We start from the raw sequence: 13,403 nt of genomic DNA, 5'->3' as shown, positions 1-13,403 counted from the left end.
GGCGGCGTGACGTTGAGAACGCACGGCCGCCTCCGCGTCTGGCCGGTATCCGGGCTGGCGGCCTCACGCGCTTTGCCTTCCCGCCCACATTCATTCGAATGTGCTGGACAGTGGCACTGAAAACGCATGTGCGGCGCAAAAAATAATCGCGCCGCCGGTCGCTTACCGTTGCGGGGACAGCACAGGTTGAGCGCAAGCGCGCTGCCTGTTTCCCGTTTAACTGCACACGCGAGCGCATGTGCGGGCACCAGACGCGCGCATACGATAGCACACGGCAAGCCCGTCCGATAAGCGCGCCGGGCTTGCGTTTTCTTGACGGCGCAAGGCGCGCGGCCTACACTCGCACGCACTTCTGGTGCTCGTGTGCGCGCTCGTGCGCATGCAGTTAAACGGGAAACAGGGCGCCCGCCTCGCATGGATCGGGTCAACCTGTGCTGCCCCCGCAACGGTAAGCGAAAAGCGACGTCATGGCGGTTTGCATGGCGCCGCGGAGCCGGCTTCGATGTCCACGCGCAAGGCCGCGTCGGCATATCACCACTGGGCGAGAAATCACTCGTCCGGGAAGGGGAAGCGGCGCTTTCGCCAGCCCGGATACCGGCCGGAACACGAAGGGCGAACGCCGCGGGGAAGCGGCGCTGCGCTCATGACCTCATACCCGTATTCTGCGTTTCCCTGGTGTAGCGGCAAGGCCGTCGTGCGTTCCCGCGTTTTGCGATGCGACGTCATGCGCGAAAGCGTGTGATTCGGCCGGCCAGCAGATGCAACTCTCACGGATGGACTCACCATGCAAGTTCAGATGCGCAAGATTCCCGTCACCATCGTCACGGGCTTTCTCGGCAGCGGCAAGACCACGTTGCTGCGGCACATTCTTCGGAATGCGGGCGGCAAGCGCATTGCGGTGATCGTCAACGAGTTCGGCGAGCTCGGCATAGACGGCGAAATCCTCAAAGGTTGCGGCATTGGTTGCGATGAAAACGGCGTCGAGACCGAAGGCCAATTGTATGAACTGGCGAACGGTTGCCTGTGCTGCACGGTCCAGGAAGAGTTCTTTCCGGTGATGGAAAAGCTCGTCGAGCGCCGCGAGCAGATCGACCATGTGCTGATCGAAACGTCGGGGCTCGCGTTGCCGAAGCCGCTCGTGCAGGCGTTCAACTGGCCGCAGATCAAGAACAGTTTCACGGTGGATGCGGTGATTACCCTCGTCGATGGACCCGCTGCGGCAAGCGGCCAATTCGCCGAAAACCCGCTTGCCGTCGACGCGCAACGCAAGGCCGATCCGAATCTCGACCATGAGTCGCCGCTGCACGAATTGTTCGAGGATCAGTTGTCGGCTGCGGATCTGGTGATTCTGAACAAGACCGATCTGCTCGACGAAGCAGGCCAGAACGCGGTCGAAGCCGTGATTCGCGCCGAAATTCCGCCGCAGGTGAAGATCGTGCGCGCGCATAAAGGCGAGCTCGATCTGCATGCGTTGTTCGGGCTTGAAGCGGCGTCGGAGGAAACGATTCACTTGCGCCACGATCACCACGGTTCGGCCGACGACGCCAATCATCATCACGATGAGTTCGATTCGGTGGTCGTGAATGCAAAGGCACAGTCGCGTGAAGCGGTGATCGCCGCGCTGCAAGGACTCGTGGAAAACAACACGATTTATCGCGTGAAGGGTTTCGCGGCGTTGCCGGGCGCGCCGATGCGGCTCGTCGTTCAAGGCGTGGGCCGGCGCTTCGATAGTTATTTCGATCGACGCTGGCAGCAAGGTGAACTGGAAGAACTAGGCGAAGGCGCCGAAAGCCGCTTCGTGCTGATCGGTGAAGACCTCGACCAGGCTGCGCTGCAACGCGCGTTCGACGCCGCGCTCGGCGTCGCAGCCGCTGTCGCCGCGCAACAGACGTAAGCAGGTATAGACACATGCATCTGCTGCGCACCACGCCGGGCGGTTTCGTCGACGATACGCAAGGCGTGATCCGCATTGATCAGCGGCCCGCGGACATCGTCATTCTGAGTTCCGCGGATACGACGCTGTCGTTGCTCGCGAGCGTGTTTCCCCGTCTCGGCGACGGCTTTCCGAGCGTGCGCCTCGCGAATGTCACGTATCTGCGGCAGCCTGCCTCCGTGGACTTTTACGTCGAAGACGTGTTGCAACATGCGCGCGTCGTCGTGGTCGATCATCTTGGCGGCGAGGCGTACTGGCCATACGGCATCGAGCAGGTGGTCGCGCTTGCGGAGCGCAAACAGCAGACGCTCGCGATGTTTTCCGGCGATCTCCAGGAAGATCCGAACCTGCTCGCACGTAGTACCGCCGATGCGGATCTATGCCATCAACTGTGGCGCTATCTGCGCGAAGGCGGGCCGCAAAACGCCGAGGCGTTCCTGCGCTGCATCGCGCATCGCGCTTTAGGATGGGGACGCGAACCGGCGCCGCCGCGCGCGTTGCCTGCCGCGTCGCTCTACCATCCCGCATGCGATACGCCGACTATCGCCGACTGGCAGGCGCGCTGGCGGCATGCCGCGCCCGTTGCCGCGATTCTGTTCTACAAGGCGCATCTTCAGGCGGCCAATACCGCGGTGTTCGATGCGCTGATCGACGCGCTCGAATCAGAAGGCATGAACCCGCTGCCGATCGCGATCACGTCGCTAAAAGATGCGATGAGCCGCGAAGTCGTGCAGTCGTTGTGCGCGCAACATGACGCCGCACTCGTGCTCAACACCACTGCGTTCGCCGCGTCTGCGATCGACGATCCAGAGCCGCTCGCGCTCGCAGGCGATGCGCCGGTGCTGCAAGTGATCCTGAGCGGCGGCAATCGCGACGACTGGGTGAAGGACAACCAGGGTCTCAATTCGCGCGACATCGCGATGCATATCGCGCTGCCGGAAGTGGACGGCCGCATCATCACGCGCGCGATCAGTTTCAAGGGACTCGCCTATCGTTGTCCGCATACGGAAGTCGACGTGGTCCGCTATCAGCCGGATCTCGAGCGCGTGCGTTTTCTCGCTGAACTGAGCCGCCGCTGGTGCCGGCTGCGTTCGCTCGACAACGCCGAGAAGAAGCTCGCGCTGATTCTCGCGAACTATCCGATGAGCGAGGGACGCATCGGCAATGGCGTCGGGCTCGACACGCCGGCGTCGGTGGTCGGCATTCTGTCGATGCTGCGCGACGAAGGTTATCGCGTGGCCGACGTGCCAGAAAACGGCGACGCGCTGCTGAAGAAGCTGACCGAAGGCGTGACGAACGATCCCGTCGTGCGCGATCTGCGGCCCGCTTTGCAAAGCTTTGCGCTTGGCGACTACCTCGCGCATTTCAATGCGCTGCCTGCTCAGACGCGCGATGCGCTGAACGCGCGTTGGGGCTCGCCGGACCAGGACCCGACCGTGCGGCGCGGCCGTTTCATGATTTCGGGCTGGCGCTGCGGTCATGTGTTCGTCGGCATTCAGCCGTCGCGTTCACGTGACCAGGGCGATTACGCGAGCTATCACGACGCCGAGCTGGTGCCGCCGCATGCGTACCTGGCGTTCTATTTCTGGCTGCGTCATCAGTTCGGCATCGACGCAATCGTGCATGTCGGCAAGCATGGCAACCTGGAATGGCTGCCGGGCAAGAGCGTCGCATTGAGCGATACCTGTTGGCCCGATCTGATTCTCGGGCCGATGCCGCATCTGTATCCGTTCATCGTCAACGATCCAGGCGAGGGCAGCCAGGCGAAACGCCGTGCGCAGGCGGTGATCGTCGATCACCTGATGCCGCCGCTCACGCGCGCGGAAAGCTATGGGCCGCTGCAGGATCTCGAGCGCCAGGTCGATGAATACTATGAAGCATTGATGGTCGATCCGCGCCGCTCGAAGCTGTTGCGGCGCACGATTCTCGCGACCATCGTAGAACATAGGCTGCATGAAGAGCTGAGCCTGTCGGAGCCGAACGGCGAGGACGATGAAGATGTGCTGTTGACGCGCGTCGATGCGTGGCTCTGCGAATTGAAAGAGGCGCAGATTCGCGACGGGTTGCACACGTTCGGTCAATCGCCGCACGGCGTGCAACGGCGCGATACGTTGCTCGCGCTGGGGCGCTTTCCCGTCGGCGATGGGCAAGGCGGCAACGCAGGTTTGATCGATGCGTTGGCGCGCGATCTGAACATCGATCGGTTCTTCGATCCGTTGTCCGTCGATTGGTCCGCCGCATGGACGGGTCCGCGCCCCGATGTTCTGCAACGCGTGAGCGACGCGCCGTGGCGGCATTGCGGCGATACGCGCGAGCGTCTGGAACTGCTCGCAGCCGACATGCTTCGAGCAATGTGCGAGGAGCAAGGCGACGCTTCAAACTCGTTTGCCGAAGTCAGCCTGCCGCAAGCATCACGCGTACTCGAACGTTTGCGCGACGACGTGCTGCCGCGGCTCGACGCATGCGGCCCCCAGGAGATGCTGCATCTGAAGCGCGGTCTCGAAGGGCGTTTCGTGCCGCCGGGGCCGAGCGGTTCGCCATCGCGTGGGCGGCCCGATGTGCTTCCCACAGGGCGCAACTTTTATTCGGTCGACACGCGCGCGGTTCCCACGCAAGCCGCCTGGTCGCTCGGGCTCAAGTCGGCTCAGCAATTGATCGAGCGGCATCTGCAGGAACACGGCGATTATCCGCGCGCGATCGGTCTTTCCGTATGGGGCACCGCGACCATGCGTACCGGCGGCGACGACGTCGCGCAGGCGCTTGCGCTGCTCGGCGTGCGGCCGAAGTGGGCGCCGGGCAGCCATCGCGTGACCGACTTCGAGATCATGCCGATCGAAGCGTTCGACCGTCCGCGTATCGACGTCACGTTGCGCGTATCCGGGTTTTTCCGCGACGCTTTCGCCAACGTGATGCACCTGTTCGATGCGGCGGTGCAGGCCGTCGCCGAACTCGACGAACCCGCGGAGCTCAATCCGATTCGCGCGCGTGTTCTGCGTGAACGCGATGCGTTGATCGCGCGCGGCATGGACGCCGCCGAAGCGCGCAAGCGCGCCGGCTGGCGCGTGTTCAGCGCGCGGCCCGGCGCGTATGGTGCGGGCTTGCAGGACATGATCGACTCGCAGCAATGGCAGACCGACGCGGACCTCGCGAACGCGTATCAGGCGTGGGGCGGTTATGCGTACACGCAGAAAAGTGCGGGCGAAGAGGCGCGTCAGGCGTTCGGCGCACGCCTCGCCGCAATGGATGTCGTCTTGCAGAATCAGGACAACCGCGAACACGATCTGCTGGATTCGAACGACTACTATCAGTTTCAGGGCGGCATGGTGGCGGCCGTGCGGCATCTCGCGGGCAATCAGCCGAGTGTCTATCACGCCGATCACAGCAATCTGGCCGCGCCGCGCGTTCGCACGCTTCATGAGGAAATCGCGCGCGTGATCCGCTCGCGCGTGGTCAACCCAAAATGGATCGACGGTGTAAAGCGCCACGGTTATAAGGGCGCTTCCGAAATCGCGGCTACTGTCGATTATCTCTACGGCTATGACGCGACCGCGCGCGTGGTCGCGGATCATCAATATGCGCTCGTCGCCGATGCTTATCTGAACGATCGCGACACGCGCGAGTTCTTGCAACAGCACAATCCGCATGCGCTGCATTCGATTTGCGAGCGTCTGCTCGAAGCGATGCAGCGCGGTTTGTGGCAGACGCCTGGCGACTATCGCGCGCAGGTCGAACAGCATCTGCTCGCGAGCGAACAGCAGATCGAAGGAATGCAATCATGAATGCAGCCACGCACGATGCACGCGACGGCGCGCCGCAGAAAAGGCCCGCGTTTCCGTTTGCCGCGTTGATCGGACAGCCCGCGTTGCAGCAGGCATTGCTGCTCGCGGCGATCGATCCGGGCATCGGCGGCGTGTTGGTCAGCGGGCCGCGCGGCACGGCGAAATCGACGGCCGCGCGTGCGCTCGCCGAGTTGCTGCCGGAAGGGCAACTCGTGAACTTGCCGCTTGGCGCAAGCGAGGATCGTCTGATCGGCACGCTCGATATCGAAACGGTGCTGCGCGACGGCTCCGTGCGCTTCTCGCCTGGGCTGCTCGCGAAGGCGCATCGCGGCGTGCTGTATGTGGACGAAGTGAATCTGCTGCCCGATGCGCTCGTCGATGCGTTGCTCGATGCGGCGGCGAGCGGCGTGAATACCGTCGAACGCGATGGCGTATCGCATAGTCATGAGGCGAGCTTCGTGCTGATCGGCACGATGAATCCTGAAGAGGGCGAATTGCGGCCGCAATTGATCGACCGTTTTGGCCTGATGGTGGAGTTGCAAAACTGTTTCGAGCCGCGCGTGCGTGAGCAGATCGTGAAGGCACGGCTCGCGTTCGATCTGGATGCTGCTGGTTTTCGTGCGGCTTATGCGCAAGAGCAGGCGCAGTACGTCGAGCGGATTCATGCGGCGCGCGAGGCGCTGCCGCAGCTTTCTTTCGACGACGCAGTGCACGCGCACGTCAGTGCGTTGTGTATCGACGCTGCCGTGGATGGCTTGCGCGCCGATCTCGTGATGCTTCGCGCGGCGCGTGCGCTCGCAGCGTTCGAACTCGCGGATGCGGTGACGCCGCAGCATGTGGAGCGGGTCGCGGATGCGGTGCTGATGCATCGGCGGCGTGAGCGGGGAGCGTCGTCTGCGAGTAGTGCGCGGGATAGCGAAATGGAGTCCTCGCGTGATTCGCAGCGGGGCTCGACTGCGCATTCGTCTTCGCCTTCGTCTTCACCTTCGCTAGACGAGGCCGCTGGCGGCGAAGGCGATTGGGGTTATCTGCCACCGCAGCCGGCCGCGACGACGCACGTCAAAGGCGTTATCCCGCTCAACGTAAAAAAACGCTGAGCCATCGGAAGGGCGCCGCCGCTGAGTTGGACAGCGGATTTCGATGGCGGCAAAAGGCAGATGCGGTCTTGCGTTCGCGTGGCGATGCGCGTCTTGAGATGCGTGGTAATTCGAGCCGGCGTATCGCATGGCCGCAGACATTCGCCGCGATCGGGAAACAACGGCGGCGCACGCTGAGTGCCGAAGATCTGCGCTTCATGCGTGATGTACCGCGCGGCGGTGTGCTGCACTGCTTCGTGCTGGACTGTTCGGGCTCGATGCTGGCCGGAGAGCGTCTCGCGCTTGCCAAGGGTTTGCTGATTGCGCTGTTCGACCGCGCGAGCGCGATGCGTGCGGAGGCTGCGCTGGTCTGCTTCGGCGGAGCGGGCGCGGATCTGCGTTTCGGTCCCGCCGTGCCGCGATGGTGGAACGAGCGATGGCTCGAGCCGGTCGGCGGTGGCGGCGGTACGCCGTTCGCAGCGGGCGTTCGATGCGCCACGCAATTGCTGGAGCGCAGCGCGCAGCGCAAGCCCGCGCAGCAGCGCTGGCTGTGGATTCTCACCGACGGCCGCACAACGGATAAGGCGGCACGGCCTCCTCACGCGGACGAGATCGTATTCGTCGACTTCGAGCAGGGCACGATACGGCTTGGCCGCTGCGAGAGACTGGCTACCGCCTGGGGCGCGCGGCACCTGACGCCGGAAGAACTGATCGGCTGAAGGGCGAGAAGATCTGCCGACGACCAGGCTGCTATTCAGTGACAAATATTTTCATTGGATAACTAACTATTCTATTCGCCGGAGAAGAGTGCGGCTTGTTGCCGCTTTTTCTTGCACTTCTGAACTTTTCGAAAATAATTGCAGAGAAGGGGTTGACGGGGTGCGGACCGCATCGCATAATTCGCCTCCCGTTTGATGACGGACGCGAAGAAAGCAGAGCTTCTGAGCGAATGATCTTTAAAAACTAACAGCCGATAAGTGTGGGCGCTTGATGCGCGACGCGCGCCGGGTTGCGGGGTTTAACTCCGGAGCTGGGCGAAAAGCGAAAGTATCAAGTCTCACACAGTAATGAAAGGAAGGTTTGGTCATCGAGAGATGGTTAGACACTTCGTCAGTACGTTGAGTGAGCGACCGGGTTCGAAAGAGCCCGAAAACAGTAACAGGTTTGAACTGAAGAGTTTGATCCTGGCTCAGATTGAACGCTGGCGGCATGCCTTACACATGCAAGTCGAACGGCAGCACGGGAGCAATCCTGGTGGCGAGTGGCGAACGGGTGAGTAATACATCGGAACGTGTCCTGTAGTGGGGGATAGCCCGGCGAAAGCCGGATTAATACCGCATACGCTCTGCGGAGGAAAGCGGGGGATCCTTCGGGACCTCGCGCTACAGGGGCGGCCGATGGCAGATTAGCTAGTTGGTGGGGTAAAGGCCTACCAAGGCGACGATCTGTAGCTGGTCTGAGAGGACGACCAGCCACACTGGGACTGAGACACGGCCCAGACTCCTACGGGAGGCAGCAGTGGGGAATTTTGGACAATGGGCGCAAGCCTGATCCAGCAATGCCGCGTGTGTGAAGAAGGCCTTCGGGTTGTAAAGCACTTTTGTCCGGAAAGAAAACCGCCTGGCTAATATCCGGGCGGGATGACGGTACCGGAAGAATAAGCACCGGCTAACTACGTGCCAGCAGCCGCGGTAATACGTAGGGTGCAAGCGTTAATCGGAATTACTGGGCGTAAAGCGTGCGCAGGCGGTTCGCTAAGACAGATGTGAAATCCCCGGGCTTAACCTGGGAACTGCATTTGTGACTGGCGGGCTAGAGTATGGCAGAGGGGGGTAGAATTCCACGTGTAGCAGTGAAATGCGTAGAGATGTGGAGGAATACCGATGGCGAAGGCAGCCCCCTGGGCCAATACTGACGCTCATGCACGAAAGCGTGGGGAGCAAACAGGATTAGATACCCTGGTAGTCCACGCCCTAAACGATGTCAACTGGTTGTCGGGCCTTCATTGGCTTGGTAACGTAGCTAACGCGTGAAGTTGACCGCCTGGGGAGTACGGTCGCAAGATTAAAACTCAAAGGAATTGACGGGGACCCGCACAAGCGGTGGATGATGTGGATTAATTCGATGCAACGCGAAAAACCTTACCTACCCTTGACATGTACGGAAGTCCGCTGAGAGGTGGATGTGCCCGAAAGGGAGCCGTAACACAGGTGCTGCATGGCTGTCGTCAGCTCGTGTCGTGAGATGTTGGGTTAAGTCCCGCAACGAGCGCAACCCTTGTCCCTAGTTGCTACGCAAGAGCACTCCAGGGAGACTGCCGGTGACAAACCGGAGGAAGGTGGGGATGACGTCAAGTCCTCATGGCCCTTATGGGTAGGGCTTCACACGTCATACAATGGTCGGAACAGAGGGTCGCCAAGCCGCGAGGTGGAGCCAATCCCAGAAAACCGATCGTAGTCCGGATCGCACTCTGCAACTCGAGTGCGTGAAGCTGGAATCGCTAGTAATCGCGGATCAGCATGCCGCGGTGAATACGTTCCCGGGTCTTGTACACACCGCCCGTCACACCATGGGAGTGGGTTTTACCAGAAGTGGCTAGTCTAACCGCAAGGAGGACGGTCACCACGGTAGGATTCATGACTGGGGTGAAGTCGTAACAAGGTAGCCGTATCGGAAGGTGCGGCTGGATCACCTCCTTTCCAGAGCTGAACGTGTCAAACGTTGAGCGCTCACGCTTATCGGCTGTAGTGAAGAAACGCAGACAGACTCAGGGGTCTGTAGCTCAGTCGGTTAGAGCACCGTCTTGATAAGGCGGGGGTCGATGGTTCGAATCCATCCAGACCCACCATGTCATGTCTGGTGAGCTGATGGACTGAAACCTCTGGTGCTGCTGTGCAGTGACTTGGGGGATTAGCTCAGCTGGGAGAGCACCTGCTTTGCAAGCAGGGGGTCGTCGGTTCGATCCCGTCATCCTCCACCAATCCTCAATGCGTAGCGTTCTGTGAAACAGGCAGAGCGTTGTGCATTGGCGATTGAGCCAGTCAGCAAGTGATATGAAGCAGAGCTTTGTATCGGCTGTCGTTCTTTAACAATCAGGAAGAAGTAGTAAAGAGATTCACGAAAGCATACTTAGAGATGGGTGTGCGAGTAGGTGAATCAGGGTTGTGATTGTATCGATGTATTTTAAAGGTAATCGAAAGATTGCTCTTGGAATACGGCGCAACACGAATACTCAACCTGTAGCGAGTGATCGGATCGCTGGTCCCCTTCGGGGATCGGGCCAGAGTAAGTGCTAAAGCACTAACACTGGCCGAGAAGACACACCCGTTATAGGGTCAAGCGAACAAGTGCATGTGGTGGATGCCTTGGCGATCACAGGCGATGAAGGACGCGGTAGCCTGCGAAAAGCTACGGGGAGCTGGCAAACGAGCTTTGATCCGTAGATGTCCGAATGGGGAAACCCACCTCTTTTGAGGTATCCGTGGCTGAATACATAGGCCATGTGAAGCGAACGCGGTGAACTGAAACATCTAAGTAACCGCAGGAAAAGAAATCAACCGAGATTCCCAGAGTAGTGGCGAGCGAAATGGGACCAGCCTGTACTCTTTATCTTCATTGTTAGTCGAAGGCTCTGGAAAGTGCCGCCATAGCAGGTGATAGCCCTGTAGACGAAAACAGCGAGGAAGAACTAGGTGTACGACAAGTAGGGCGGGACACGTGAAATCCTGTCTGAAGATGGGGGGACCATCCTCCAAGGCTAAATACTCGTGATCGACCGATAGTGAACCAGTACCGTGAGGGAAAGGCGAAAAGAACCCCGGGAGGGGAGTGAAACAGATCCTGAAACCGCATGCATACAAACAGTCGGAGCCTTCGCAAGAGGGTGACGGCGTACCTTTTGTATAATGGGTCAGCGACTTACATTCAGTGGCAAGCTTAACCGATTAGGGCAGGCGTAGCGAAAGCGAGTCCGAACAGGGCGTTCAGTCGCTGGGTGTAGACCCGAAACCAGGTGATCTATCCATGGCCAGGATGAAGGTGCGGTAACACGTACTGGAGGTCCGAACCCACTAACGTTGAAAAGTTAGGGGATGAGCTGTGGATAGGGGTGAAAGGCTAAACAAACCTGGAAATAGCTGGTTCTCTCCGAAAACTATTTAGGTAGTGCCTCGTGTATCACCTTCGGGGGTAGAGCACTGTCATGGTTGTGGGGTCCATTGCGGATTACTACGCCATAGCAAACTCCGAATACCGAAGAGTGCAATCACGGGAGACAGACATCGGGTGCTAACGTCCGGTGTCAAGAGGGAAACAACCCAGACCGCCAGCTAAGGTCCCCAAATATGGCTAAGTGGGAAACGAAGTGGGAAGGCTAAAACAGTCAGGAGGTTGGCTTAGAAGCAGCCATCCTTTAAAGAAAGCGTAATAGCTCACTGATCGAGTCGTCCTGCGCGGAAGATGTAACGGGGCTAAGCCATATACCGAAGCTGCGGATGCACATTTATGTGCATGGTAGGAGAGCGTTCCGTAAGCCTGCGAAGGTGCACTGGAAAGTGTGCTGGAGGTATCGGAAGTGCGAATGCTGACATGAGTAGCGATAAAGGGGGTGAAAGGCCCCCTCGCCGTAAGCCCAAGGTTTCCTACGCAACGTTCATCGGCGTAGGGTGAGTCGGCCCCTAAGGCGAGGCAGAAATGCGTAGCTGATGGGAAGCAGGTTAATATTCCTGCACCAGTGTTGAATGCGATGGGGGGACGGATCGCGGAAGGTTGTCCGGGTGTTGGAAGTCCCGGTCCTTGCATTGGAGAAGGCGCTTTGGCAAATCCGGGCGCGGAATTCAAGGGTGCGAGGCCAGTCGTTTAGGCGACGAAGCAATCGGAAGTGGTTCCAGGAAAAGCCTCTAAGCTTCAGTTCAACAGTGACCGTACCGCAAACCGACACAGGTGGGCGAGATGAGTATTCTAAGGCGCTTGAGAGAACTCGGGAGAAGGAACTCGGCAAATTGGTACCGTAACTTCGGGATAAGGTACGCCCCTGTAGCCTGACTGGCCTGCGCCAGAAGGGTGAAGGGGTTGCAATAAACTGGTGGCTGCGACTGTTTAATAAAAACACAGCACTCTGCAAACACGAAAGTGGACGTATAGGGTGTGACGCCTGCCCGGTGCCGGAAGATTAAATGATGGGGTGCAAGCTCCTGATTGAAGTCCCGGTAAACGGCGGCCGTAACTATAACGGTCCTAAGGTAGCGAAATTCCTTGTCGGGTAAGTTCCGACCTGCACGAATGGCGTAACGATGGCCACACTGTCTCCTCCCGAGACTCAGCGAAGTTGAAGTGTTTGTGATGATGCAATCTCCCCGCGGCTAGACGGAAAGACCCCATGAACCTTTACTGTAGCTTTGCATTGGACTTTGAACCGGTCTGTGTAGGATAGGTGGGAGGCTGTGAAGCGTGAACGCCAGTTTGCGTGGAGCCATCCTTGAAATACCACCCTGATCTGTTTGAGGTTCTAACCCTGGTCCGTGAATCCGGATCGGGGACAGTGCATGGTAGGCAGTTTGACTGGGGCGGTCTCCTCCCAAAGTGTAACGGAGGAGTACGAAGGTACGCTAGGTACGGTCGGAAATCGTGCTGATAGTGCAATGGCATAAGCGTGCTTAACTGCGAGACCGACAAGTCGAGCAGGTGCGAAAGCAGGTCATAGTGATCCGGTGGTTCTGTATGGAAGGGCCATCGCTCAACGGATAAAAGGTACTCTGGGGATAACAGGCTGATACCGCCCAAGAGTTCATATCGACGGCGGTGTTTGGCACCTCGATGTCGGCTCATCTCATCCTGGGGCTGTAGCCGGTCCCAAGGGTATGGCTGTTCGCCATTTAAAGAGGTACGTGAGCTGGGTTTAAAACGTCGTGAGACAGTTTGGTCCCTATCTGCCGTGGGCGCTGGATATTTGAAGGGGGCTGCTCCTAGTACGAGAGGACCGGAGTGGACGAACCTCTGGTGTACCGGTTGTCACGCCAGTGGCATCGCCGGGTAGCTATGTTCGGAAGAGATAACCGCTGAAAGCATCTAAGCGGGAAACTCGCCTTAAGATGAGATATCCCCGGGGCTTTAAGCCCCTTGAAGGGTCGTTCAAGACCAGGACGTTGATAGGTCAGGTGTGTAAGCGCAGTAATGCGTTCAGCTAACTGATACTAATTGCCCGTAAGGCTTGATCCTATAACAGGTGTGTGTCGGCAGCCGTTAGTGCTTCAGCACTTATGGATGCCCCACCCTGCGCAACGCGCAGGGTCTTATGCAGACCGCACACGGTTGAGTGATCAGTGTTGTGCCAGAAACAGCACAGCCCGCTACACCTGGTGAGCATCACCAGAAGCTACTTCTTCCCGATTGGTTGTGCCGCCCCCACAGGCGACACGACAACAAGTCATGCCTGATGACCATAGCGAGTCGGTCCCACCCCTTCCCATCCCGAACAGGACCGTGAAACGACTCCACGCCGATGATAGTGCGGATTACCCGTGTGAAAGTAGGTAATCGTCAGGCTCCCCAGCAGTGTCAGAAACCCCACCCCGCAAAGGTGGGGTTTCTGCGTTTACACGGCGGAACAAGGGGCGG

Annotated in this window: 4 protein-coding genes, 2 tRNA genes, 3 rRNA genes and 2 riboswitches; all 9 genes read left to right on the top strand. The window is 59.3% G+C overall.

The features are described from left to right. Nucleotides 1-23 precede the first annotated feature (23 nt). Nucleotides 24-267, bottom strand: a riboswitch (cobalamin riboswitch). A 69-nt stretch (nt 268-336) separates the two neighbouring features. Continuing rightward, nucleotides 337-617: riboswitch (cobalamin riboswitch) on the top strand. A gap of 167 nt (nt 618-784) precedes the next feature. After that, complete coding sequence (gene cobW / locus ABIE53_RS30085; protein ID WP_192700187.1) at nt 785-1,894, top strand: cobalamin biosynthesis protein CobW; 1,110 nt, start codon at nt 785-787, stop codon at nt 1,892-1,894. A gap of 14 nt (nt 1,895-1,908) precedes the next feature. Next, the gene (gene cobN, locus ABIE53_RS30080) at nt 1,909-5,712 is read left to right on the top strand and encodes a cobaltochelatase subunit CobN (RefSeq protein WP_192700186.1); all 3,804 of its coding nucleotides are present in this window, start codon (nt 1,909-1,911) and stop codon (nt 5,710-5,712) included. Next, a complete protein-coding gene (locus tag ABIE53_RS30075; protein ID WP_192700185.1) occupies nt 5,709-6,809 on the top strand; it encodes a magnesium chelatase ATPase subunit I in 1,101 nt (366 codons plus the stop codon). Before cobN ends, ABIE53_RS30075 begins: the two co-directional genes overlap by 4 nt. A gap of 98 nt (nt 6,810-6,907) precedes the next feature. Continuing rightward, complete coding sequence (locus ABIE53_RS30070; RefSeq protein ID WP_192700184.1) at nt 6,908-7,507, top strand: vWA domain-containing protein; 600 nt, start codon at nt 6,908-6,910, stop codon at nt 7,505-7,507. 447 nt (nt 7,508-7,954) lie between these two features. Then, nucleotides 7,955-9,487 (top strand): 16S ribosomal RNA (locus ABIE53_RS30065). Nucleotides 9,488-9,559: 72 nt separating this feature from the next. Further along, nucleotides 9,560-9,636, top strand: a tRNA-Ile gene (locus ABIE53_RS30060). A gap of 56 nt (nt 9,637-9,692) precedes the next feature. Continuing rightward, a tRNA-Ala gene (locus ABIE53_RS30055) sits at nt 9,693-9,768 on the top strand. A gap of 353 nt (nt 9,769-10,121) precedes the next feature. Further along, a 23S ribosomal RNA gene (locus ABIE53_RS30050) occupies nt 10,122-13,004 on the top strand. A gap of 213 nt (nt 13,005-13,217) precedes the next feature. After that, nucleotides 13,218-13,331 (top strand): 5S ribosomal RNA (gene rrf / locus ABIE53_RS30045). Together the 16S, 23S and 5S rRNA genes with 2 tRNA genes alongside form the textbook arrangement of a ribosomal RNA operon. The last annotated feature ends 72 nt before the right edge of the window (nt 13,332-13,403 follow it).

The sequence above is a fragment of the Paraburkholderia sp. OAS925 genome (genome assembly GCF_040543975.1).
Taxonomy (GTDB): Bacteria; Pseudomonadota; Gammaproteobacteria; order Burkholderiales; family Burkholderiaceae; genus Paraburkholderia; species Paraburkholderia graminis.
The sequence above is the reverse complement of the archived record's forward strand: the minus strand, read 5'-3'. Positions and strand labels throughout refer to the sequence as shown.

Excerpts from the sequence above, each read along its gene's own strand:
- cobW (WP_192700187.1), top strand. The coding sequence starts at position 785 with ATGCAAGTTCAGATGCGCAAGATTCCCGTCACCATCGTCACGGGCTTT.
- ABIE53_RS30075 (WP_192700185.1), top strand. The coding sequence starts at position 5,709 with ATGAATGCAGCCACGCACGATGCACGCGACGGCGCGCCGCAGAAAAGG.
- cobN (WP_192700186.1), top strand. The coding sequence starts at position 1,909 with ATGCATCTGCTGCGCACCACGCCGGGCGGTTTCGTCGACGATACGCAA.
- ABIE53_RS30070 (WP_192700184.1), top strand. The coding sequence starts at position 6,908 with ATGCGTGGTAATTCGAGCCGGCGTATCGCATGGCCGCAGACATTCGCC.